The sequence below is a fragment of the Enterococcus sp. AZ167 genome, from assembly GCF_051714025.1.
Classification (GTDB): Bacteria; Bacillota; Bacilli; order Lactobacillales; family Enterococcaceae; genus Enterococcus_D; species Enterococcus_D casseliflavus.
Genome location: NZ_JBIORB010000001.1, coordinates 2,020,795 through 2,043,789, shown reverse-complemented (window position 1 = coordinate 2,043,789; position 22,995 = coordinate 2,020,795). Strand labels below are relative to the sequence as shown.

The window sequence follows — 22,995 nt, the reverse complement described above, 5'->3', positions numbered from 1 at the left end:
CATCAAAGAGAAAGGAAGAATGAACAAATGATATCACTATATACAACACCCAGCTGTACGTCATGTCGTAAAGCCCGTGCATGGTTGACCGAAAATGAACTACCATTTAAAGAGAGAAACATTTTTAGCGATCCATTAAATAGTGATGAACTAATGGAGATTCTTTCTTTAACGAAAAATGGAACGGAAGACATTATATCTACTCGTTCGAAAGTGTACCAAAAGCTAGACATTGATTTAGAAGAGTTGAAGCTAGAGGAGCTGCTTTCATTGATCGAAAAATACCCGAACTTATTGAAACGACCAATTATCTTAGATGAGAACAAGCTCCAAGTGGGATACAATGAAGAAGACATTCGTAAATTCGTGCCACGAAACTTACGAAAGATCATTTTCAAACGACGTCAAACAGAGCTGCTCATGTTTAATTATCGCCAAAAGCAAGAAGAAGGCGAATCTGTTGCGAACTTTATCTAAAATAGGAACAAAACCGGCAAATGAATACAGCGATGTATCATTGTCGGTTTTTTTGGTATTTTTTAAGGGTCTTCTTAAAGGGATCCGTAAATCCGTTGAGTCCACAAAAAAACACGATTCCCAAAAGGAATCGTGTCGGTTGAAATCTTAAAGTTTTTGGTTGTAGAATTCAACGACTAGTGCTTCGTCAACTTCTGCAGACAATTCATCACGCTCAGGTAAACGAGTTAATGAACCTTCTAATTTTTCGCTATCAAAGCTTACAAATGACGCGCGGCCAGCTGTTGCTTCAACTGCTTCTTTGATTGTTGAGATGTTTTGTGATTTTTCACGAACGCTGATGACTTGTCCAACTTCAACGTGGTATGAAGGGATATCAACGCGTTTGCCATCAACTAAAACGTGACCGTGGTTTACTAATTGACGTGCTTGACGACGAGTAGTTGCTAAACCTAGACGGTAAACAACGTTATCTAAGCGTTGTTCTAGCAAGATCATGAAGTTAACACCGTGTTTACCTTCTTTGATTTTGCTTGCTTTGATAAACAATGTACGGAATTGACGTTCGTTCATGCCATACATATGACGCAATTTTTGTTTTTCAGTTAATTGCATGCCGTATTCTGATTTTTTGCCACGGCTGTTTGGTCCGTGTTGACCTGGAGCGTAAGGGCGACGTGCCAATTCTTTTCCAGTTTCTGATAAAGAAATTCCTAAACGACGAGAAATTTTCCATGATGGTCCTGTATAACGAGACATAATTTAGTTCCTCCAATAAAATAGTTTGGAGTAAAATAATCCGTTGAAAAATTCACATTCGTGCAGTTCGTTCTTCAATCTTCACCTTTGCAGCCGCGGTTACGCAATTGCACCCGAGGGGCAACGAACTGGTGACGAGCTGTTATTTTCCTGCTGCATTATTTTACACAAGGAATAGTATACGACAAACTAGGGGCAAAAGTCAAGATGGAGCTGGCTTTGGATTTGATGAAAACAAAGCTTGAAATTTTTCATTAATTACTTATATTTTCAAATATCTCTTTACAAATCAGCATTTCGTCATTAGAATATGGAAGTATTGTGCAAATTATAACGAAGTAAAATTTTTCATAAAAGGAGTAGAAAAATGAATCCAGTATCCCCATTATTTGAGAAGATCGATTCATCCATAGAAAAGAAAATCGATTTGATCAAGAGTAGTTATTTGCGTTACGCTGTACGTGCGATGATGGCTTGTTTATTCTTGACCCTCGGAACAGCTATTGCTTTTGCGATCGCTATGAAAGGTGAATCAATGGTTCACGGGTTAGGAAAAATTTTGTATGCATTTATGTTTAGCTGGTCTTTAGTCATGATTCTTTATATGAACGCAGAATTAGGAACATCGAATATGTTGTATATGACTGTTGGGGTTTACCGTAAACGTCTAAGTATTCCTTTGGCATTGAAAATTTTGCTTACGTGTGTCTTATTCAACTTGATCGGCGGGGTGATCTTCGGCTCGATCGTTGCGCTAACCGGACCTTTTCAAGGGCTGACCGCAGACAACTTTATGCTGACCTCGATCACTGCAAAATTAGAAAAATCCACTATCCAAATTTTAGTGGAAGCGATGTTCGCTAATATCGTGGTAAACACAGCCGTGTTGGTAAGCATGCGGATGAAAGACGATGCTGGAAAAGTCGCAGCAATCATTTTCATCATCTTCATCTTTGCTTTCTTAGGCTTCGAACACGTCATCGCTAACTTCCCAGCGTTTACCTTAGCTTTCTGGGCTTCAGGGGGACACTTGGCAGGCATGACTGTCGGCAGTGTGATCCATAATTTAGTTTTTGCCTTTATTGGTAACTATATCGGCGGTGGCTTGGTCATGGGACTTGGCTATGCATGGTTGAACAACTCAAAATCGACCTATGTCGACTAATCAGAACCTACAAAAAGAAGCAGCGATGCTTCTTTTTTTCTTTTCTCTAACATTTCTCTAGGAAGAAGCTATCATCCCTTAACGGAGCGTTGAAATCAGCGGTCATTTGTGTTAAGAATAAGTATGTACGGTTTTTCTTGCTGTTTTTTGTAAAAATGACCGCAACCAAGACCAAAATCTTAGTTACTTCTTAATAGAAAGCGAGCCTTAACCTTTTATGAATCGGAAATTCTTTGCCTTTGATATTGATGGAACCTTGCTTGACTCGAACAAACAGCCACTAGACAGTACGCTAAAAGCCCTTGACCTTCTGCGAGATGCTGGCCATTTCGTGACCGTTGCCACTGGGCGCAGTCGTTTTCACGCCCAAGACATTATTCGTTCATTGTCCTTTGATAATTACATTTTATGTAATGGGGCAGCCGCCTTTCTTTCGCATCAGCAGGTGTATAAAAATTTGCTCGATGAAACGCAATTGGCTGCTTTCGTGGCAGAAGCCCAAGAGCTTGGGATCGATACGGCCTTTGTCGGGATGGATACAGCGAAACGAGCGTCTTCGTTGGATATTGCTAAAATGGAAGCAGCGATGCATTCCTTTGGTGCCCAACTTCCTGAGCTGGACATGGACTTTCCTGAAGAAAAAGAAGTCTATCAAGCATTGGCTTTTTACGGAAAAGAGTATGAGCATTTTTTTGACGAGAAATACAGCAAACTGCGTTTTGTACGTTGGCATGAAAACAGTGTGGATGTCGTTCCAAAAGAAGGCTCCAAAGCAGCAACGATCTTGTGTGTCGCAGAACAATTAGGGATAGCACAAGAAGATGTGATCTGTTTTGGTGATGGCCAAAACGATCGTGAAATGCTGACTGCCGCAGGTGTCGGTGTGGCAATGGGCAATGCGGTCCCTGAGATCCAACAAGTCGCAGATATGGTGACCGCTAGCAATGATGAAGATGGCATCTGGTTAGCCTTGAAAGAATTACAACTGATTTAAAAAGGAATCCTTTAGACATAGCACAGTCGATTTGCGGCATCTGTGCTATGTTTTTTTGTTTTTTCTCGGTCGCAAAGAAAATAAATTGGTACAATAGAAAAAAGGGGGAATGCAGCAAATGAAAATCGCATTGATTGCTCATGATCGAAAAAAGGATGTAATGGTAAAATTAGTGACTGCCTATCGAGAAATTTTAGCGCAGCATGAACTTTTCGCAACAGGAACTACGGGGAAGAGGATCGAAGAAGCAACCCAGTTGCCTGTCCACCGCTACAAATCAGGGCCGCTGGGAGGAGACCAGCAAATTGGCGCCATGATTTCGCAAGATGACTTGGACATGGTGATCTTTTTGCGCGATCCTTTAGCCGCACAACCCCATGAACCAGATGTAACGGCATTGATTCGCTTGTCAGACGTGTACGAGATTCCTTTAGCCACCAATATGGGAACGGCAGAGATCTTGCTGCGCGGCTTAGCAGCTGGCTTTGCTGATTTTCGACAAGTGATCCACGAAACGGACAATCGTCCCCTGTCGTTATAAAGATAGTAGAAGAATTGAAGAAAAAGGACGTGCAGAATTGAAAGCAATCTTAAAGGATTTTTTGACCTATGCAAAAATGAATACTCGCTCGGATGCCACGAGTCAGACCATCCCAACGACGCAGGGACAAGTTGAGTTGGCTCTTTTATTGAAAGATCAGTTGATCGAGATGGGATTAGCGGATGTTGCTTACTATGAAAAGAATAGTTTTGTGATCGGACGTCTACCTGGTAATCCTGAAAAAACGGCGATCGGCTTTATTGCCCATGTAGATACGGCAGATTTCGAAGCTGAAAATATTCAACCGCAGATCCATGAAAATTACGATGGCAAGGATGTTTGTTTAAATAAAGAAAAAGCCATTTATATGACAACTGCTGAATTTCCTAATCTCAAAGACTATGTCGGCGAAACGTTGATCACAACGGATGGAACGACCCTGCTGGGTGCAGATGATAAAGCTGGTATCGCAGAGATCATTGATGCGCTGCGGATCTTACAAACGATGGATGCGCATAAGCGTGGCGATGTCTGGGTCGCTTTTGGTCCGGACGAAGAGATCGGGACTGGCGCTGATCGCTTTGATGCGGCGGATTTTCCAGTAGCATTTGCTTACACGATGGACAGTGGTCGCGTGGGCCATATGGAGTATGAAACCTTTAATGCGGCTCGTATCGATATAACGATCGACGGTACGAGTGTGCATCCTGGGACTGCCTATGGTCGTTTGGTCAACGCCTTGAAAATCGCGCATCAAATCGATGATGCCTTACCAGCAGAGGAAGTTCCTGAACGCACCCGCGGGTATGAAGGCTTCTACCTGCTGCACAATTTGACGGGACATATTGGTCGAGCAGAAGTTTCTTATATCATTCGTGATCACGATCATACGCTTTTTGAACAGCGAAAAGCCAACATCGTGGGGATCATTGATGAACTGAACACAGCCTATGGGCAAGAACGTATCACCTATACGCTGTATGATCAATATTACAATATGGGGGATTTGATCAAGAAAGATCCCCGCAGTATCGAAGCTGCCCGAGCAGGGATGCAAGCGATTGGCGTGACGCCGATCGAAGCACCGTTTCGTGGCGGGACCGATGGCTCGAAAATCACCTATAAAGGGATCCCAACACCGAACTTATTTGTCGGCGGTGAAAACTTCCATGGCCAGTATGAATTTATTACCGTGGAAGCGATGGAAAAAGCCCGTGATTTGATCGTGGCGATCGTAGAACATGTAGGACAAGAGGACACCACTGTTTCCTAAGAGAATTAAGCGACACGCTAGACTGATGCGAAAGAGTCTAGCGTGTTTTTTTGTTCTGCTGCAGGGAAGAACCGCAAGTGAAAGAACCTTTTTTTTCTGGACCAAAACCCTTATAATAGAAAAGAAGCTAAAAGAGAAGAGGAAAAATGTGTGCGGGTATTATTCATTGGAGATGTAGTTGGTTCATTAGGAAGAGAAACGATCACGGAGTACCTTCCAAAATTAAAAAAGGCGTATCGGCCACAGGTGACGATCGCAAACGGCGAGAATGCGGCGGCGGGTCGTGGGATCACTGGTAAAATCTATAAGAAATTTTTGCAAGATGGTGTCGATGTCGTGACACTAGGCAATCATACATGGGACAACCGTGACATTTTTGAATTTATTGGCGATGCGAAGAAAATGATTCGTCCAGCCAATTTTCCAGAGGGAACACCGGGCGTCGGCATGGTATTTGTGAAAGTCAACACCATTGAATTAGCGGTAATCAACATGCAAGCTCGCTCGTTCATGGTAGACCTTGATGATCCGTTTCGCAAAATGGATGAACTGGTTGCGATTGCCCGCAAACGCACACCGTTTATCTTTGTGGATTTTCATGGGGAGACCACCAGCGAAAAACAAGCGATGGGCTGGTATTTGGATGGCCGTGTTTCGGCAGTCGTCGGCACGCATACCCACGTCCAGACCAATGATGCGCGGATTTTGCCCCAAGGAACGGCTTATTTGTCAGATGTCGGCATGACTGGTCCTTATGATGGGATCTTGGGGATGAAACGCGAACCAGTCATTGAAAAATTTTTGACGGCGTTGCCGCAACGGTTTGAAGTGATTGAAAAAGGCCGCAGTATTTTGTCGGCTTGCTTGCTTGAGATTGATGAAGCCACTGGTAAAGCAAAATCGATCCGTCCGATCCAAATCAGTGAAGATCGCCCGTTTACAGAATAGGAGAAGCATGGAAGAGCAATTAGCCAAGGAACCACACGTTGCCCAAGAGCTGGCTGCTTTGCAAAGGCTCTTGTCTGATCATCCGATCGTTCAAGAATTTCAAGAAATTCAAGCACGAGCCTTGCAAAACCAAGGGCTATTGGAGCTGGAAGAAGCGTTGAAGCAAGCGCAAAAAGAAATCGTTCAATTTGAGCATTATGAGAAACCCGAAGCAAAAAAAGCTGCCGAGCAGCGTTATGCGTCATTGACAAACGAATACGAGCAGCATCCTTTAGTGGTTGCTTATCGCCAAGCGTTACTGCAAGCAGATGAATTGCTGCAATATGTCACGACGGAGATCCAAAAGAAAATGAATAAAGCCATCGAGGAGGATGAAACCAATGCCTCAAAAAACTAAAAATACCCCGATGATGGAACAGTATTTAAGCATCAAGGCTCAGTACCAAGATGCTTTTTTATTCTATCGTTTAGGGGATTTCTATGAATTATTTAATGAGGATGCTGTCAAGGCAGCACAAATTTTAGAACTGACGTTAACCAGCCGCAACAAAAATGCGGAGGAACCGATCCCTATGTGTGGGGTGCCTTACCACGCTGCCAGCAATTACATCGACACCTTGATCGAGCAAGGCTACAAAGTAGCGATTTGTGAGCAAGTGGAAGATCCAAAAACCACCAAAGGAATGGTCAAACGCGAAGTCGTTCAACTGATCACGCCGGGAACGGTGATGGACAGCAAAGGCCTATCCGCCAAAGAAAACAACTTTTTGACAGCTGTTTTGCAGCAAGGGGAGCGTTTTGGCTTTGCCTATGTCGATCTAAGTACCGGTGAATTAAAAGCAGCGCAATTGGAAGATGAAGAAGCTGTCGTCAATGAGGCCGCCGCTCTGCAAACGAAAGAAGTCGTTTTGTGCAGCGAGATCCCTGAGTCATTGCAAACAACACTGACCAATCGCTTGAATGTCGTGTTTTCTAAGCAAGAAACGTTGGAAGAAAATGCCGAATTTCAATTTTTAACAGAACCTCTCTCCCAAGAGTTAGAAAAAGTAGTCACAGGGAAGTTGCTAAGTTATTTGGCGATCACCCAAAAACGCAGTTTAGCGCATATTCAACAAGCCGTGGAATATCAGCCCGATCATGCCTTGAAAATGGATCATTATTCCAAATTCAACTTAGAATTGACGCAGTCGATTCGAACTGGCAAAAAACAAGGGACTCTTTTGTGGTTGTTGGACGAGACAAAAACCGCAATGGGTGGCCGTTTGTTAAAGCAATGGTTAGACCGTCCCTTGATCCAGCCAAAGAAAATCACTGCCCGCCAAGAAATGGTCCAATCGTTACTGGACAGTTTCTTTGAGCGAGCAGATCTGCAAGAAGCGTTGACGAAAGTCTATGACATGGAACGCTTAGTCGGACGGGTCGCCTTCGGAAATGTCAATGGCCGCGATTTGCTGCAGTTGAAATCTTCTTTGGAGCAAGTGCCTCTGATCGCGCAATTGCTGCAAGGCATCAACCGTGGCGAGTGGAATGACTTGCTGCTGGAATTAACGCCCTTAGATGATTTGGTTGCACTGATCGAAGCTGCGATCGATGAAGATGCCCCGTTACAGATCACGGAAGGCAACATCATCAAAGACGGGTTCCATCAACAATTAGATGAATACCGTACAGCGATGCGTAACGGCAAGCAATGGCTGGCGGAATTAGAAGCCAACGAACGCCAAGCGACGGGAGTCAAAAACCTGAAAGTTGGGTTCAACCGCGTCTTTGGCTATTACATTGAGATCACGAAAGCCAATCTAGTGAATTTAGATACCTCTCGCTACGAGCGCAAGCAAACGTTAGCCAATGCGGAACGGTTTATTTCCCCCGAGTTGAAAAAACTGGAGACTTTGATTTTAGAAGCCGAAGAGAAATCGGTGGATTTGGAATACCGCCTGTTTCTTGACGTCCGTGAAGAAGTGAAAAAGAGTATCACCCGTCTGCAAAAGTTAGCCAAAGCCGTCAGTGCGGTCGATGTCTTACAAAGTTTCGCCACAGTTTCGGAACGCTACCAATACGTGCGGCCGACAGTAGCGAAAAAACGAGCGGTATCGATCATCGACGGCCGTCATCCTGTAGTGGAAAAAGTCCTTGGTCACCAAGAGTACATTCCGAATAGTATCGTGATGGATGAAGAAACAGAGATCTTGTTGATCACAGGACCAAATATGTCTGGGAAAAGTACGTACATGCGGCAGTTTGCCTTGCTAGTCATTATGGCGCAGATCGGCTGTTTCGTACCCGCACAATCTGCAGAGATGCCGATTTTTGATCGGATCTTTACTCGCATCGGTGCCAGCGATGACCTGATCGCCGGTCAAAGCACGTTTATGGTGGAGATGATGGAAGCCAACCAAGCGCTGCGTCATGCAACGCCTAACAGCTTGATTTTGTTTGATGAGTTAGGGCGTGGGACTGCGACCTATGATGGCATGGCATTGGCACAAGCTATCATTGAATATATCCACAAAGAAGTTCATGCCAAAACACTTTTCTCCACCCATTATCATGAGCTGACGGTGTTAGATGAGGAATTGGCGCACTTGCGCAATGTCCATGTTGGTGCCGTTGAAAAAGAAGGCGAAGTCGTCTTCTTGCATAAGATGATGGAAGGGCCCGCAGATAAAAGCTATGGGATCCATGTAGCCAAAATCGCTGGACTGCCAAGTGCACTCTTACAGCGCGCAGCCACGATCTTAAAAGCGCTGGAAGAACATGAACCGACGGTACAGCCAAAACCCGTCGTCGAAGAAAGTCAGCAGTTGTCGTTGTTTAGTGAAGTATCTACGGAAGAAATCGGCGTCATCGATCAGTTGAAGAAATTGAATCTGTTGGAAATGACCCCGATGGACGCTCTGAATACATTGTACGAGCTGCAAAAACGAATTTAGAAAGAAGGTCAGCAGATGGGAAAGATCCAAGAGTTATCCGAACGTCTGGCGAACCAAATCGCGGCAGGAGAAGTCGTTGAGCGACCGGCTTCTGTCGTCAAAGAATTAGTTGAAAACGCCGTGGATGCCGGCAGTACCCAAATCGATATTTTTATTGAAGAAGCGGGCTTGCGTAAAATCCAAGTCATCGATAATGGCGAAGGAATTGCAGAAGAGGATGTCTTGACTGCCTTTAAACGCCACGCCACCAGCAAAATCCACAATCGGGATGACTTGTTTCGAATACGTACCCTCGGGTTTCGCGGGGAGGCTTTGCCTAGTATCGCTTCGGTTTCGATCCTCTCGATTGAAACGGCAGTCAAAGGCGCCCAACAAGGCTCCTTTGTGCGCTTAAAAGGCGGCGCTGTTGAAGAGCATCTGCCTGCCAACTTGCGGCAAGGAACCAAGATCACTGTGGAAAACCTCTTTTACAATACACCGGCACGTTTGAAATATGTCAAGACGCTGCAAACGGAACTAGCGAACATCGGCGATATCGTCAATCGGATCGCCCTGAGCCACCCAGAAGTGGCTTTTCGTCTCGTTCATGAAGGCAATAAGATGTTGAGCACCACTGGAAGTGGGCAGTTAAAACAAACCATCGCAGGGATCTACGGGGTGGAAACCGCCAAAAAAATGATCGCGATCGATACTGAGGACCTCGACTTTAAAGTCACTGGCTTTGTGTCACTGCCAGAAGTCACCCGAGCCAGCCGCAACTATTTATCCACGATCATCAATGGTCGTTATATTCGCAATTTTGCTTTGAATAAAGCGATCGTTGCTGGTTACGGATCAAAATTGATGGTCGGTCGTTTTCCATTAGCTGTCCTTGAAATCAAAATGGACCCCTTATTAGTCGATGTCAACGTTCATCCGACTAAGCAAGAAGTTCGTTTGTCAAAAGAAGAAGAACTGACCAAGCTAATCAGTAAAGCCATCAATGAGGCGCTGCGGGAAATCAATTTGATTCCTAACGCCGCTGACAATCTGCGTTTCAAGAAAAAAGTGGCCGATCAGCCAAAAGCCCAGCAGCTTGGCTTGGAACTGGAGTCAGCAGGAAATTCGACTTCTGGGTTGTCTTATAATCGCGAAACAGGGAAATTTGAGGTGCAGGGCAACACTTATCAACAGACTGTGGATAACTCTGTGGAAAAACCTGTGGAGGAAGGTGGAAAACTTCCAGAAATGCCACAGGAATCTAGCGACAACCTGTTGGAAGAAACCGAGGAAACCTTTCGCAGTTTGGAAGAGACGCTGCCAAATAAGCCTGTCCGAAAACCATTTGTGGAAGGCCAGACGGAAACAAAAGCGTCGCTGCCAGAAGCGCCAGTCTTTCTCCCAGATGAGACGCCAGAGCTTACGGCGCAGGATCTGCAAAGTCAAGCGACTCTGCATCCTGAAATGCATGGGGATGACCGCAACTACCTAAAAACGGTCGAACGGTTGCTGGAAGAAGAACCAGCGAAGGAGCGTTTTCCCCAATTGGATTATTTTGGGCAGATGCATGGGACCTATTTGTTTGCCCAAAGCGAGGCGGGGCTATATATCGTCGACCAGCATGCGGCGCAAGAACGAATCAAATACGAGTATTACCGCGAAAAAATCGGCGAAGTGACCAATGACCTGCAAGAATTGTTGGTGCCGATCGTTTTGGATTATCCCAACAGCGATGCACTGCAATTACAAGAACAAAGCGACAAGCTGGCAGAAGTCGGGATCCATCTGGAATCTTTTGGGACCAATAGTTTCATCGTCCGAGCGCACCCGACTTGGTACCCTAGCGGTGAAGAAGAAGCCATCATCCGCGAAATGATCGATATGTTATTGACGACAGGAAGTGTCAGTGTCAAAAAGTTTCGTGAAGCAACCGCGATCATGATGAGCTGCAAACGATCCATCAAAGCCAATCACTATTTGAATGAAGCACAAGCTAGGATCTTGTTGCAAGATTTAGCGAAATGCGAGAATCCCTTCAACTGTCCCCATGGTCGTCCGGTGCTGATCCATTTCACCAACAGCGACATGGAGCGGATGTTCAAACGGATTCAAGATCCTCATCGAGCAAGGAGTGGCATGGAATGATTATTTTGGCTTCACAGTCGCCGCGGCGCAAAGAATTACTAGCAGAGTTAGTCTCGGAATTTGCGGTCATACCAGCAGATATCGACGAGTCGGTCCGACCAAACGAAGCTGCGATCCCTTATGTCCAACGGATGGCAGCAGAAAAAGCGGCGGCTATTGCGCAAACCTATCCTGAAGATCTGGTGATCGCGAGCGACACGACGGTCGTGGTGGGTGAAGAAATCTTAGGAAAGCCAGTCGACCGTAAAGATGCTCTGTCGATGTTGCGAAAAATGAGCGGACGTACCCATTGGGTGCATACCGCCGTCGTTTTGCAAAAAGGCAAACAGCAACGCCAAGCAGTGGTTTCGACGGAAGTTGTGTTTCGTCCTTTGACGGATCAAGAGATCGACAAGTATCTTGCCTTAGATGAGTACCAAGACAAAGCGGGCGCCTATGGGATCCAAGGGGCAGCCAAAATATTTGTCTCATCGATAAACGGCGATTTTTATACGATCGTAGGATTTCCTGTCGCTACGGTCTATCAGTTGTTGCAAGAGTTTACGGAGGAGGAATAAGGATGGATGTTTCTGGTAGTTGTCTTTGCGGCAAAGTCACGATCAACTTGACGGGAGTTGCGAAAGAAATCACGGTTTGTCATTGTAGTCTCTGTCAAAAATTTCACGGCGGACCGATGTTTGCTCTTGCGCCATGCGCTGAGGACCAGATGACTCTTCAAGGAGCGAAGTGGCTGCGACGTTACGATTCTTCTGAGTGGGCACAGCGAGGATTTTGCAGTCAATGCGGCTCGAGCCTGTTCTTTTACCTCAAAGAAGCACACACCTATTTTTTTGCGGCTGGGTTGTTTGGCAACATGCCAGAAGCTGTCTTAAGCGAAGAAATCTATACAAAAGATCAACCGCATTTCTACCATTTTGCGGAACCAACGACTCGTTGGCAAAAGCTACAAAACCCTTAAACAATTTGAGCAAGTCATTTTACATTCGCTAAGAAAAAAGGCATGATAGAGCATACAGGATGAGTCTAGAGGAAAAGCAGGTGAAAAAATGACAGATAAAAAAGAATTAAAAGAAAAATTGTCGCCAATCGAATATGCGGTGACCCAAGAAAATGCAACCGAACGCCCCTTTACTGGCGAGTATGATGATTTTTATGAAAAAGGGATCTATGTTGATATCGTCAACGGAGAACCATTGTTTGCTTCTACTGATAAATATGACGCAGGTTGTGGCTGGCCGTCCTTTTCGAAACCGATCAGTCGCCAAGATATTCAAGAAAAAGCCGATTTTTCTCACGGCATGCATCGGGTAGAAGTCCGCAGTAAAGAAGCTGACTCTCATTTAGGACATGTTTTTTCAGACGGTCCTCAGGACAAAGGCGGTTTGCGCTATTGTATCAACTCGGCAGCATTGAAGTTCATCCCTTTAGCAGAAATGGATGAAAAAGGCTATGGCGAATTCAAATCACTCGTTGAGTAAGTATTAGGAACTGTGTGCGAAAAAAAGACGCAGCAGCATGTCTCGTTTGAAAAAATGCGACTGAAACAACGGTTTTTCCTCCGTTTGTTTCCTGCTAAGCCTTTTCCTTCGTTCACAGTCCTTTTTTTGCCCTCTCGTCTGTGCTACAATAAAGGGAACATATGTACAGAAAGGAAAGCACATGTACGAATATATCATAGGAAAAGTAACGGATATCTTTCCGGCGTATATCGTCGTTGAGACCCATGGCATCGGCTATCAGATCGCTTTTGGCAATCCGTATTCATTTAGCGGCAAGTTGAACCAAGAAGTAAAAATCTATCTGCACCAAGTGATTCGTGAAGATGCTCATAGTCTCTACGGCTTTGCCACGATCGAAGGCAAGCAGTTGTTTTTAAAATTGATCAGTGTCTCAGGTATTGGACCAAAGAGTGCGTTAGCAATCATGGCCAATGAAGACCATACAGGGTTGATCACGGCAGTCGAAAATGGGGACGTCAATTATTTGACTAAGTTCCCAGGTGTCGGTAAAAAGACGGCGCAGCAAATGATCCTAGACTTGAAAGGCAAAGTGGCTGAACTGGTTGGAGAAGAAGCGATCGTTCCTCTAAGCGTAGCAACGACTGCTTTAGATGAAGCAATGGAAGCCTTGAAAGCATTGGGTTATAGCGAAAAAGAAGTCAAGAAAGCCGAAAAACAATTAGCGGCGAATACCACAAAATCGACGGATGAGTACTTGCGGGAAGCTCTCCGATTGATGATGAAAAAGTAAGGAGCAAGTAGACGATGGATGAACGAATTGTTTCGCCAGAAAGCACTGAACAAGAAGAGATCATCGAAAAATCCTTGCGTCCGCAAACCCTTGCCCAATATATCGGACAAGACAAAGTCAAGCAGGAGCTTTCGATTTATATCCAAGCGGCGAAAAATCGAGAAGAAGCGTTGGATCATGTCCTCTTATATGGTCCGCCAGGCTTAGGGAAAACAACGATGGCAATGGTGATCGCCAACGAGATGCAGGTCCAAATCAAGACGACCAGCGGTCCTGCGATCGAAAAACCAGGGGATTTGATTGCGATCTTGAATGAGCTACAGCCAGGGGATGTTCTGTTTATCGATGAGATCCATCGCTTGCCTCGTGTCGCCGAAGAAATGCTTTATTCGGCAATGGAAGATTTTTATGTAGATATCATGGTGGGGCAAGGGACAACGGCTCACCCGGTTCATTTTCCACTCCCGCCATTTACCTTAGTCGGCGCAACGACGCGGGCGGGGATGCTCTCGGCGCCGCTACGGGATCGCTTCGGGATCATTTCTCATATGCAATATTATGAAGACCATGATTTAAAAGAGATCGTGCAGCGGACTGCGTCGATTTTTGAAACGGATATCGTGGAAGAAGGGGCGATCGAAATCGCCCGCCGATCCCGAGGCACTCCACGGATCGCCAACCGGTTGCTTAAACGAGTTCGCGATTATGCGCAAGTGCAAGCGGATGGCTTGATCGATCGCGCCGTTGCTGATCAGGCATTGGCGCTTTTGGCAGTCGATCATGCTGGCTTGGATTATATCGATCAGAAATTGATCCGCACGATGATCGAATTGTATCAAGGCGGCCCGGTGGGATTAAGTACGATCGCTGTCAATATCGGGGAAGAAACCGAAACAGTGGAAGATATGTACGAACCGTTTTTGATCCAAAAAGGATTTTTGAAACGCACCTCGCGTGGGCGGATCGCAACGCCGTTAGCCTATGACCATTTTGGCTATCCGCAAAGAAGTGAATAGAACGAAGCAGCAATCAACGATAATTGCTGCTTTTTTGTGCTTTTGGTGAAACGTTTCTTTTTATTTTTTAATGATTTCTGAGAATCAATCGATGTTGAAAAAATACGGCGTTTGTGAAATTTGATTAGAAGGAAATATTTTGAAAAAGGATTTCTTCTGAAAAAGCTGATATGAAAGCTTTTTTATTTGTGAGGAACCCAACAAAATTTGTGAAAAAAGAAAAGCTGAAAAAAATAATTGGAAAGGCTTGCATTTTCGATTGGCAGCGGATATAATCTTTTTGTAGAAACGTTTCACCAAAATGTGGAGATATAGGTAGTGTTGCGAGGATAGAAAGAAGGAGATTTTGTGTATGAGTAAACTGCAAAAGTTTTATAGTCAACGGCAGCTTCACTGGATGGTTTTTCCCGGCGTGGCATTTATGATCGTATTTAATTATATTCCGATCTACGGAATTATAATCGCTTTCAAAAACTATACGGTGATTGACACGATTTCATCAGCACCATGGGTCGGGTTAGAGAATTTCCGTATCATTATGAATGACAGTTTTTTCTGGGAAGCTGTTAGAAATACGTTAGCCATCAGCTTATTGAAATTAGGTTTAGGTTTTGCGATCCCGATTGTGTTAGCCATTATGATTTTTGAAATGCAAGATGGCCGCTTGAAGAAATTTATTCAAACGGTTTCATACATTCCCCATTTTTTCTCATGGATCGTGCTAGGTGGGATGATGATTTCTTGGCTGTCAACGAACGGCTTTATCAACCAAGTGCTGATGTCCGTAGGATTGATGGACAAAGGGGTCAATCATCTGTTGGATCCAAGCAAATATTGGTGGATCGCGGTCCTTTCTGATCTATGGAAAGAAGTCGGCTGGGGAACGATCCTTTACTTGGCAGGTATGTCGCGGATCGATCCAACGTTTTATGAAGCCGCACGAATCGATGGTGCCAGCAAGCTAAGACAGATTCGTTCGATCACATTGCCATTACTGACACCGATCATCTCCTTAAACTTGATTCTGAATGTGAGCGGTATCTTAGGGTCAAACCTAGATCAAACATTAGTTTTAATGAATTCACAGAACCAAAACCGTTCAGAAGTCATCAACTCCTTCGTTTATAAAATGGGGTTGACGCAAGGTGATTTCTCTTATGCAACTGCTGTCGGCTTGGGGATCGCGGTCATTTCCGTCATCTTATTGGTGATCACGGATCGAGTGACCCGCAAGTTGAACAACGGCAATTCAGTTATCTTATAGGAGGAAAAAACATGATCAAAAGAAAAGCAAAAGAAAACACGTGGTTTTACTTCTTCAATACCGTGATCTTGATTTTATTCTCATTGATGATCATCGTACCGATTTGGAATATCTTGGTTTCCTCCGTGTCTTCTAGTTCTGGATTAGCGGGCAACGGCCTCGTGTTATGGCCCAAAGGCTTTACCTGGGAAAACTATCGGAAAGTTTTTTCCGACGCAAGTATCCCCCGTGCCTTCTTGATCTCAGTGTTAAAAACGGTTCTTGGGGCTGCGACCCATACCTTGTTTTGTGCGATCGTGGCTTACGGATTGAGTAAATCACGCTTGGTCGGCCGCAACATCTATACAACGATGGGGGTCATCACCATGTACTTCAGTGGTGGGATGATTCCAACATACTTGCTGATTCGCTCGCTAGGATTACTGGATTCTTTCTGGGTCTACATTATTCCAGCCTTGTTCAGCTACTATGATGTCGTAATTTTAATGAACTTTTTCCGTGAGATTCCGCCTTCACTCGAAGAATCCGCGAAGATCGACGGTGCAAGTGAATTCCAAATCTTCTATAAAATCTTCTTACCATTAACGAAACCGGCCTTGGCAACCATCATCTTGTTCAACGGGGTTGGCCAATGGAACGATTTTATGACGACAAAACTGTATATCACAAAAGAGTATCTCTATCCGCTGCAAATGAAGATTTATGAAATCATCGTCCAATCCAACTTGAGTACGATGACTGAAAGCGGTAGTACCGACTTTATCGTCCAAGCAACGACCCGTGGGGTTCAGTTGGCTACGATCGTCATCACGACAGTGCCAATTTTAATTATATATCCATTGCTTCAAAAACACTTTATCGGCGGTATGATGGCCGGTGCAGTAAAAGAATAGAAAGAGGGATAGACATGAAAAAAGTAGTAGGCGGTTTATTGGCAGCATCAGCATTACTCAGCTTAGCAGCATGTGGCGGCAGCTCAGACAATGCCAGCAGTTCGGATTTTTCTATCAAAGATCGGTATGAGTTAGATGAAAAGACACCAGCATGGAAACTCGATACCAAAGAAGAACCAACCAAGATCACATGGTACATCAATTCAGACTGGACAGCTTTGCCATTTGGTGAAGATGTGACGACAGCCCAAATCAAAAAAGATTTGAACATTGATATTGAATTTATTTCAGGGGATGATTCGAAATTAAACGCTTTGATTTCAAGTGGTGATATGCCTGATATCGTGACGTTGATGGATAAAACCAGTCAAGCAGCCACAAAAGCTGATAGCTGGGCATACTCATTGAACGATTTAGCGGAACAATACGATCCGTATTTGATGAATGTCGTGACCGAAGATACCTTCAAATGGTTTGCTTTAGATGATGGCAAAACTTATGGCTATCCAAACTATTCCAACACAGCAGCAGACTACGAAAGCGGCAATATTCCCGTCAACGACAACTTTGTGATCCGTGAAGATGTCTATGAAGCATTAGGCAAACCAGATGTTTCAACTCCAGAAAACTATGTGAAAGTCATGAAAGAAATCAGCGAGAAATTCCCTGATTTGACACCAATGGGCTTCACAACGATCGGCGAAACAGCAGGACCATTCTTAGATAAATTGCAAGATTTCTTAGGTGTTCCATTAGAAGATGAAGATGGTGCGTTCTACGACCGTAATTTAGATGAAGAATATATCTCATGGTTGAAAACCTTCAATCAAGTGTATCGTGACGGCAACATCAGTGATGACAGCTTTACCGATGACGGTCCAACCTATGATGAAAAAGTAAAACAAGGGGACTATGCAACGATCTTAGTCGCAGGAACGAGCGGACAAGGTGGGAACTTCACTGAATTCATGAAAAACTCTGACACACGCTACATCGCAATCGATGGCCCTGCCAGCACGTCTGGTCGTGAAGCAACCTTGAACCAAACAGGAATCTCTGGCTGGTTGATCAACTACATCACAAAAGATGCGGCGGATCCAGCAAAAGTAACCCAACTCTTCACGTACTTGATCGATGAACCAGGACAAATTTTGACAAAATTCGGTGTTGAAGGCGTGACGTATGAATACAACGATGAAGGCAAAATCGATTACTTGCCAGAAATCAAAGAAATGGAACAAACCGACAACGAAGGCTACAACAAAAAATATGGTATCAGCCGTTTCAACTACTTTAATAATGACCGTGTCAATGCAATGAAAGTCAAAACCGAAAATGCGTTGACTCAAATGCAAGAGTGGGGCGAAGGCAAATTGTATCCACACTTTGTGATCGAAAATACGGATCCAGATGCTGGAACTGCTGAAGCACGTTCAAACACAGCCATCAAAACCAAAATCAACAGCACGATCATCTCATTGATCCGTTCAAAAGATGAAGGAACATTTGACAGCACACTAACCGACTTTGAAAGCTTCTTAGATTCAAACAACTGGGATGCAATCAAAGACATTAAAACTGAAAAAATGGCCGAAAACCGCGAACGACTAAAATAACCCCCATAGGAGAGGAAAGGAAGCCAAAAAAAAGACCTTTCCTCTCCTTTGCTTTGAAACACAGGTTTTGCGCGTACTTTGCGCAAAATCTGATGTTTCAAAGTACTAGGCGACTGCAGGGAGCGTAGTGACCGTACAAAGAATCACTGCAATTGGCTCACGTAGTGAGACATGCAAGCTGCAACCTGCAACCCAGAAAACTGTACGTTGAGAAACGACCCAAATTCACAAGAAGGCAAGAAACAAGTTTACGTAGCACCCGCAGCACAAATCAGCAAGTTTTGATTGGAGGATCATAATGAATCGACTATTTTCTTATGAAGGATGGTACTATCGGGTCTTTGCTTTTTTAGCAGATATGATCATTGTTAGTTTTCTCTTTATGATTCCAGCAATGACGCTGATTCTCGCAGGACCAGCATTGATCGCGCTGTATCAGACGATCGATCAATTGTACAAGGAACGGGATGTCCCGATTTGGCAGCGATACAAGCAAGCATTCTTAAGCAATCTCAAACGTGGGCTCTTCTTAGAAGGTCTTATTATTGCGTATGTCGCAGTCTTTGCTGGGTTGATCTATTCCTTGATGATGATTACACCTTACTTTGGCGTTTTAGCCGTGATCCTCGTTAGCTTGGCTGCGCTGTATCTCGTCGTGTTCGTTCTCTTGTACAGCTTGTTTGCCCAATCATTGCAAGAAACAGCAAAAGAAACGGCCTATGCGGTTCTTAGCAGTACGGCGAATGCGATCATTTTATTGGTGGTCCCAATCATTGTCTTTGTATTGTGCAGCAAAGTGAACCTATTCTTATTTGTTTGTTTAGGGATCTCAGGCTCAGCCTTTGTCCAAGTGTTGTTTTTCAATAAAGTATTAGCGAAGGGGGAAGAGACAAATGACTGAATCCACAGCGACGGATCGATCCTGTTTTTGGGCTTCGGTCCAACAAGAACTTGACACCCTTCCGCTAGCCTTTGAAAGAACCAAACAAGCGCCTTTGCTGAAAGGGATCGATTGTTTTACGATTTCTTTTCAAAGTCTTGGTAATGAAACGATCTATGGGCATCTGCTGCTGCCAGAACAAGCGGCAGATTGTCCAATCGTGATTGATTTTTTAGGCTATATGAATCATGTGCAAGAACCGTTCCAATTTGCTCATTGGTTATTGATCGGCTGCGGCTGTCTTGTCATCGACAATCGCGGACAAGGGGGACGCACGCAAGATCAGGTTCCCTATGAGACCACGCAGCATGAAGCACCTTTTGGACGCGGCATCTTGAAAAAAGAAGATTTTTATATGAAGCGATTGGTCGCAGATAGTTTGCGCACACTAGAAGTCCTTCAACAGATACCGGAAATCGATCCGCAGCGCATTATTTTAAGAGGCGGCTCACAAGGAGGCGGCATCGCCTTATTGGTCAACGCATTAACGAACGTCCCGATTTTTGCGACGTTTGCCGATGTCCCAAGCCACTCCAATCTTGTCCATCGGATCGAACAAAAAACAGGAAGTTACCAGGTGATTCAAGAGTATATTGAACAATTTCCAGAAACGCGGGAAACGATCTATCAAGTCATGAGTTATTTTGATTTGAAGTATTTTGCTCATCAGATAACTGGTCCTGTTTATACATCGGTCGGCAGTGCTGATCCCATCTGTCCCATGGAAGATTTCTTCGTTTCCTATAAAAAGATTCCTGGACCGAAAGAATTGCGTATTTACTTAAATAAAGGGCATGGTGGCGGCGAAGCGAAACAAATCCGTCGTGAAATGCAGCAAATCACAAAATTACTCAAAGGAAATGAATGCAGATGAAAGCAGCAACCTACAATCTACGAGTCGATACCGACTATGACCAAGAATGGCAATGGCACTATCGATCGGAGGCGGTCTGCTCCTTGATCGATTACTACGACTGGGATGTTCTGGCGATCCAAGAAGCTCGTCCCAGCCAATTTGCGGATTTAGCAAAGTTAGCGCAGTATGCTTCCGTCACGGCTGAACGTGACGGTGATGGCTTAGGCGAAGGCATCGGACTGTATTATCAAAAAGAGGCTTTCGAGTTATTAGATTCAGGTTCGTTTTGGTTGTCATTGACACCGACTGAACCAAGTATTCATCCAGAAGCTGCGTATTCACGCTTATGTGTTTGGGCAGTCTTGCAGGAAAAAAAGAATCCGCCGTTTCTTGCTATCACGACTCATTTAGATAATATTTCAGAAATGGCTCGTTTTGAAGGGATGAAAGTGATCCTTGAGCAGCTGGCAGATCAGATCGAACGCTATCCTGTATTGCTGATGGGCGACTTGAATGCGGAGCCAACGGAGCGGGTGCATCGGTACTTAGAGCAGCATTTTCAAAATGCCAAAGAACATGGACAAAAGCCGCATCATGGGCCAAAAGGCTCCTATCAAAATTTTATTTATACGTTACCATGGCAAGAACTAGAAGAAATTGATTATATCTATACGAAAGGCTTCACGGTGGTCAAAACCGCCTGTCTAACGGATTCTTGTGATCGTCGTTTTCCCTCCGATCATTTTCCTTTAGAAGCAGAAGTCCAATTTGAAGAAAGCAAAGGATGAATAAAAATGGAACAGCAGAAATTAACCGAACTACTTTCAGAAATGACCTTAGATGAAAAAATCGATCAGTTGCTGCAACTGGCAGCGGCTTTTTATTCAGATAAAGCAGAAGAGAAAACAGGTCCGATGGGCGACTTAGGACTGACACAAGAAAACATCAACAATGCGGGAACAACGCTAGGTGTTTCTGGTGCAAAAGAAGCGATCCGCGTCCAAAAAGAGTATATCGCCAATAACCGCTTGAATATCCCGACGATATTGATGGCGGACATCATTCACGGCTTTCGGACGATTTTCCCGATTCCATTAGGATTAGGTAGTTCATGGGATTTGGCAGCAGCGGAGAAAATGGCGGAAGTATCTGCCAAAGAAGCAGCTGTTTCTGGCTTGCATGTGACCTTTTCACCGATGGTGGACTTAGTAAGAGACCCACGCTGGGGCCGTGTCATGGAATCGACGGGGGAAGATCCTTACTTGAACAGTCGCTTCGCTGAAGCCTTCGTCAAAGGCTATCAAGGGGATGATCTGCGAACGGATTTCAACCGCGTGGCTGCTTGCGTCAAACATTTTGCGGCTTACGGTGCGGCTATCGGTGGTCGCGATTACAACACGGTCAATATGTCAGAACGCCAACTGCGAGAAAGTTATTTGCCAGGCTATAAAGCAGCCCTTGATGCTGGTGCCAAGCTGGTGATGACCTCCTTTAATACGGTAGACGGCATTCCAGCAACGGCCAATCGCTGGCTTTTCCGCGATGTTTTGCGAGAAGAATTCGGGTTTGAAGGCGTTGTGATCTCTGACTGGGCAGCAATCAAAGAAGTGATCGCTCATGGCGCAGCGGAGGATGAAAAACATGCCGCTGAACTAGCCATCAAAGCTGGGGTCGATATCGAGATGATGACGACTTGCTACACCGATAACTTGAAAGAGTTGATCGCAGAAGGCACCGTTGAGGAAGCCTTAGTCGATGAAGCGGTGCTAAGAATCTTGACCTTAAAAAATGAGCTGGGGCTATTTGAAAATCCATACCGCGGCGCTGATGAAGCCGCTGAAGCAGCCACTGTTTTGTCTCAAGAACACCGAGAGATCGCCAGCGATATCGCAAAGAAATCAATGGTGTTGTTGAAAAATGAAGGTGTCCTGCCGTTGCAGAAAACCGAAAAAGTCGCAATCGTAGGCCCAGGTGCTCACTCCCGTGATCTATTAGGGGCTTGGTCTTGGCAAGGGAAACAAGAAGAAGTAGTGACTTTAGTGGAGGGTGCCCAAGCCTTGGGTGCGGATCTGTTGATCGGTCAAGAGCCCTTTGATTATTTTGCACCGTCTGAAGCGGCGATCCAAGAAGCGATCGAATTAGTGAAGGCAGCCGATAAAGTGGTCCTAGCACTAGGAGAGCAGGAATGGATGAGCGGTGAAGCTGCCAGCCGCAGCGACATTCGTTTGCCGCAAGCCCAATTATCCTTGGTTGAAACCTTAAAAGAATACAACGAGCAATTGATCGTAACACTTTATAACGGTCGTCCTCTTGATTTGCAAGGTGTGGATGCAGCCAAAGCGATCGTCGAGGCTTGGTTCCCTGGAACCGAAGGCGGAAACGCACTTGCTCAGATCCTGTGGGGAGAATACAATCCAAGCGGTCGCTTGAGCATGTCATTCCCAGAAACCGTTGGACAAGTTCCTGTGTATTACAACGTTGACAATACCGGTCGTCCTTATGAAAGTGCACCGGATGAAAAATATGTCTCGAAATATTTGGATGTCTCCATTTATGCCAAATATCCATTTGGGTTTGGCTTGAGTTATAGCCCAGTTGCGTATTCTGCGGTGACGTTGGATCAGCCGACTATGACCAAAGATCAAACGGTCACGGCTTCCATCACTGTTACGAACCAAGGAACAGCAGCGGTCTGGGAAACGGTCCAATGCTACATTCGCGATTTAGTCGGTGAAGTGGTTCGCCCAGTGAAAGAACTGAAAGGCTTTAAGAAAATTTGGCTAGAGGCTGGCGAATCAGCAACCGTTCAATTTGAGATCACGGAAGAACTGCTGCGCTATGTCCACAGCAACCAACAAGTAAGCAGTGATCCAGGGAAATTCCACATCATGATTGGTGGGAACAGCCGAGACACCCAACAAACAACCCTGCAATTAGTTAGGTAAG

22 protein-coding genes are annotated in these 22,995 nt (G+C 44.8%); 21 read left to right on the top strand and 1 reads right to left on the bottom strand.

All coding sequences use genetic code 11. The features are described 5' to 3' along the window. The first annotated feature begins 27 nt into the window (after nucleotides 1–27). The gene (gene spx, locus IGJ05_RS09550; protein WP_010748641.1) at nucleotides 28–477 is read left to right on the top strand and encodes a transcriptional regulator Spx; all 450 of its coding nucleotides are present in this window, start codon (nucleotides 28–30) and stop codon (nucleotides 475–477) included. A gap of 147 nt (nucleotides 478–624) precedes the next feature. Here the strand turns inward: spx and rpsD are convergent, their stop codons facing one another. Then, nucleotides 625–1,236 (bottom strand): 30S ribosomal protein S4, encoded by a 612-nt coding sequence (gene rpsD / locus IGJ05_RS09545; protein ID WP_005227158.1) that lies wholly within the window; start codon nucleotides 1,234–1,236, stop codon nucleotides 625–627. A gap of 367 nt (nucleotides 1,237–1,603) precedes the next feature. Between rpsD and IGJ05_RS09540 the strand changes: the two genes are divergently transcribed. From IGJ05_RS09540 to IGJ05_RS09445, 20 genes are all read left to right on the top strand, one after another. Next, entirely contained in the window at nucleotides 1,604–2,401 is a 798-nt protein-coding gene (locus IGJ05_RS09540) for a formate/nitrite transporter family protein (RefSeq protein ID WP_005227159.1), read from the top strand. A 217-nt stretch (nucleotides 2,402–2,618) separates the two neighbouring features. Continuing rightward, nucleotides 2,619–3,395: a Cof-type HAD-IIB family hydrolase gene (locus tag IGJ05_RS09535; protein WP_005227160.1), complete on the top strand. Its 777-nt coding sequence runs from the start codon at nucleotides 2,619–2,621 to the stop codon at nucleotides 3,393–3,395. A 118-nt stretch (nucleotides 3,396–3,513) separates the two neighbouring features. After that, nucleotides 3,514–3,936 carry a methylglyoxal synthase gene (locus tag IGJ05_RS09530; protein ID WP_008376307.1) on the top strand — a complete coding sequence of 141 codons (423 nt, stop codon included), beginning with the start codon at nucleotides 3,514–3,516 and terminating at the stop codon, nucleotides 3,934–3,936. Nucleotides 3,937–3,973: 37 nt separating this feature from the next. Continuing rightward, entirely contained in the window at nucleotides 3,974–5,209 is a 1,236-nt protein-coding gene (gene pepT / locus IGJ05_RS09525) for a peptidase T (RefSeq protein WP_005227162.1), read from the top strand. 150 nt (nucleotides 5,210–5,359) lie between these two features. Further along, nucleotides 5,360–6,157 carry a TIGR00282 family metallophosphoesterase gene (locus IGJ05_RS09520; protein WP_010748642.1) on the top strand — a complete coding sequence of 266 codons (798 nt, stop codon included), beginning with the start codon at nucleotides 5,360–5,362 and terminating at the stop codon, nucleotides 6,155–6,157. A 7-nt stretch (nucleotides 6,158–6,164) separates the two neighbouring features. Next, nucleotides 6,165–6,554 carry a YlbF family regulator gene (locus IGJ05_RS09515; RefSeq protein ID WP_010748643.1) on the top strand — a complete coding sequence of 130 codons (390 nt, stop codon included), beginning with the start codon at nucleotides 6,165–6,167 and terminating at the stop codon, nucleotides 6,552–6,554. Further along, nucleotides 6,538–9,090: a DNA mismatch repair protein MutS gene (mutS, locus tag IGJ05_RS09510; protein WP_010748644.1), complete on the top strand. Its 2,553-nt coding sequence runs from the start codon at nucleotides 6,538–6,540 to the stop codon at nucleotides 9,088–9,090. Before IGJ05_RS09515 ends, mutS begins: the two co-directional genes overlap by 17 nt. Nucleotides 9,091–9,105: 15 nt before the next feature. Then, on the top strand, nucleotides 9,106–11,214 hold the full coding sequence (gene mutL / locus IGJ05_RS09505) for a DNA mismatch repair endonuclease MutL (protein ID WP_010748645.1): 2,109 nt from the start codon (nucleotides 9,106–9,108) through the stop codon (nucleotides 11,212–11,214). Next, nucleotides 11,211–11,771, top strand: coding sequence for a Maf family protein (locus IGJ05_RS09500; protein WP_081116165.1), 561 nt, complete (start codon nucleotides 11,211–11,213; stop codon nucleotides 11,769–11,771). The genes mutL and IGJ05_RS09500 overlap by 4 nt, the downstream gene beginning before the upstream one ends. 2 nt (nucleotides 11,772–11,773) lie before the next feature. Further along, nucleotides 11,774–12,172 (top strand): GFA family protein, encoded by a 399-nt coding sequence (locus IGJ05_RS09495; protein ID WP_010748647.1) that lies wholly within the window; start codon nucleotides 11,774–11,776, stop codon nucleotides 12,170–12,172. Nucleotides 12,173–12,260: 88 nt separating this feature from the next. Beyond that, the gene (msrB, locus tag IGJ05_RS09490) at nucleotides 12,261–12,692 is read left to right on the top strand and encodes a peptide-methionine (R)-S-oxide reductase MsrB (protein ID WP_008376288.1); all 432 of its coding nucleotides are present in this window, start codon (nucleotides 12,261–12,263) and stop codon (nucleotides 12,690–12,692) included. 181 nt (nucleotides 12,693–12,873) lie between these two features. Then, nucleotides 12,874–13,464 carry a Holliday junction branch migration protein RuvA gene (ruvA, locus tag IGJ05_RS09485; protein ID WP_005232405.1) on the top strand — a complete coding sequence of 197 codons (591 nt, stop codon included), beginning with the start codon at nucleotides 12,874–12,876 and terminating at the stop codon, nucleotides 13,462–13,464. Nucleotides 13,465–13,478: 14 nt separating this feature from the next. Next, a complete protein-coding gene (ruvB, locus tag IGJ05_RS09480; RefSeq protein ID WP_010748648.1) occupies nucleotides 13,479–14,480 on the top strand; it encodes a Holliday junction branch migration DNA helicase RuvB in 1,002 nt (333 codons plus the stop codon). Nucleotides 14,481–14,832: 352 nt separating this feature from the next. Next, nucleotides 14,833–15,744 (top strand): ABC transporter permease, encoded by a 912-nt coding sequence (locus IGJ05_RS09475; RefSeq protein ID WP_005232388.1) that lies wholly within the window; start codon nucleotides 14,833–14,835, stop codon nucleotides 15,742–15,744. An 11-nt stretch (nucleotides 15,745–15,755) separates the two neighbouring features. Continuing rightward, nucleotides 15,756–16,637: a carbohydrate ABC transporter permease gene (locus IGJ05_RS09470; RefSeq protein ID WP_005227173.1), complete on the top strand. Its 882-nt coding sequence runs from the start codon at nucleotides 15,756–15,758 to the stop codon at nucleotides 16,635–16,637. Between the two features lie 14 nt (nucleotides 16,638–16,651). Beyond that, the gene (locus IGJ05_RS09465) at nucleotides 16,652–18,253 is read left to right on the top strand and encodes a sugar ABC transporter substrate-binding protein (RefSeq protein WP_010748650.1); all 1,602 of its coding nucleotides are present in this window, start codon (nucleotides 16,652–16,654) and stop codon (nucleotides 18,251–18,253) included. A gap of 298 nt (nucleotides 18,254–18,551) precedes the next feature. Continuing rightward, complete coding sequence (locus IGJ05_RS09460) at nucleotides 18,552–19,154, top strand: DUF624 domain-containing protein (RefSeq protein ID WP_010748651.1); 603 nt, start codon at nucleotides 18,552–18,554, stop codon at nucleotides 19,152–19,154. Continuing rightward, on the top strand, nucleotides 19,147–20,067 hold the full coding sequence (locus tag IGJ05_RS09455) for an acetylxylan esterase (protein ID WP_010748652.1): 921 nt from the start codon (nucleotides 19,147–19,149) through the stop codon (nucleotides 20,065–20,067). The genes IGJ05_RS09460 and IGJ05_RS09455 overlap by 8 nt, the downstream gene beginning before the upstream one ends. Next, nucleotides 20,058–20,837 carry an endonuclease/exonuclease/phosphatase family protein gene (locus IGJ05_RS09450; RefSeq protein WP_010748653.1) on the top strand — a complete coding sequence of 260 codons (780 nt, stop codon included), beginning with the start codon at nucleotides 20,058–20,060 and terminating at the stop codon, nucleotides 20,835–20,837. Before IGJ05_RS09455 ends, IGJ05_RS09450 begins: the two co-directional genes overlap by 10 nt. Before the next feature lie 6 nt (nucleotides 20,838–20,843). Further along, nucleotides 20,844–22,994 carry a glycoside hydrolase family 3 N-terminal domain-containing protein gene (locus IGJ05_RS09445; protein ID WP_010748654.1) on the top strand — a complete coding sequence of 717 codons (2,151 nt, stop codon included), beginning with the start codon at nucleotides 20,844–20,846 and terminating at the stop codon, nucleotides 22,992–22,994. The last annotated feature ends 1 nt before the right edge of the window (nucleotide 22,995 follow it).

Excerpts from the sequence above, each read along its gene's own strand:
- spx (WP_010748641.1), top strand. The coding sequence starts at position 28 with ATGATATCACTATATACAACACCCAGCTGTACGTCATGTCGTAAAGCC.
- rpsD (WP_005227158.1), bottom strand. The coding sequence starts at position 1,236 with ATGTCTCGTTATACAGGACCATCATGGAAAATTTCTCGTCGTTTAGGA.
- IGJ05_RS09540 (WP_005227159.1), top strand. The coding sequence starts at position 1,604 with ATGAATCCAGTATCCCCATTATTTGAGAAGATCGATTCATCCATAGAA.
- IGJ05_RS09535 (WP_005227160.1), top strand. The coding sequence starts at position 2,619 with ATGAATCGGAAATTCTTTGCCTTTGATATTGATGGAACCTTGCTTGAC.
- IGJ05_RS09530 (WP_008376307.1), top strand. The coding sequence starts at position 3,514 with ATGAAAATCGCATTGATTGCTCATGATCGAAAAAAGGATGTAATGGTA.
- IGJ05_RS09515 (WP_010748643.1), top strand. The coding sequence starts at position 6,165 with ATGGAAGAGCAATTAGCCAAGGAACCACACGTTGCCCAAGAGCTGGCT.
- mutS (WP_010748644.1), top strand. The coding sequence starts at position 6,538 with ATGCCTCAAAAAACTAAAAATACCCCGATGATGGAACAGTATTTAAGC.
- mutL (WP_010748645.1), top strand. The coding sequence starts at position 9,106 with ATGGGAAAGATCCAAGAGTTATCCGAACGTCTGGCGAACCAAATCGCG.
- IGJ05_RS09500 (WP_081116165.1), top strand. The coding sequence starts at position 11,211 with ATGATTATTTTGGCTTCACAGTCGCCGCGGCGCAAAGAATTACTAGCA.
- IGJ05_RS09495 (WP_010748647.1), top strand. The coding sequence starts at position 11,774 with ATGGATGTTTCTGGTAGTTGTCTTTGCGGCAAAGTCACGATCAACTTG.
- msrB (WP_008376288.1), top strand. The coding sequence starts at position 12,261 with ATGACAGATAAAAAAGAATTAAAAGAAAAATTGTCGCCAATCGAATAT.
- ruvA (WP_005232405.1), top strand. The coding sequence starts at position 12,874 with ATGTACGAATATATCATAGGAAAAGTAACGGATATCTTTCCGGCGTAT.
- ruvB (WP_010748648.1), top strand. The coding sequence starts at position 13,479 with ATGGATGAACGAATTGTTTCGCCAGAAAGCACTGAACAAGAAGAGATC.
- IGJ05_RS09475 (WP_005232388.1), top strand. The coding sequence starts at position 14,833 with ATGAGTAAACTGCAAAAGTTTTATAGTCAACGGCAGCTTCACTGGATG.
- IGJ05_RS09470 (WP_005227173.1), top strand. The coding sequence starts at position 15,756 with ATGATCAAAAGAAAAGCAAAAGAAAACACGTGGTTTTACTTCTTCAAT.
- IGJ05_RS09465 (WP_010748650.1), top strand. The coding sequence starts at position 16,652 with ATGAAAAAAGTAGTAGGCGGTTTATTGGCAGCATCAGCATTACTCAGC.
- IGJ05_RS09460 (WP_010748651.1), top strand. The coding sequence starts at position 18,552 with ATGAATCGACTATTTTCTTATGAAGGATGGTACTATCGGGTCTTTGCT.
- IGJ05_RS09455 (WP_010748652.1), top strand. The coding sequence starts at position 19,147 with ATGACTGAATCCACAGCGACGGATCGATCCTGTTTTTGGGCTTCGGTC.
- IGJ05_RS09450 (WP_010748653.1), top strand. The coding sequence starts at position 20,058 with ATGCAGATGAAAGCAGCAACCTACAATCTACGAGTCGATACCGACTAT.
- IGJ05_RS09445 (WP_010748654.1), top strand. The coding sequence starts at position 20,844 with ATGGAACAGCAGAAATTAACCGAACTACTTTCAGAAATGACCTTAGAT.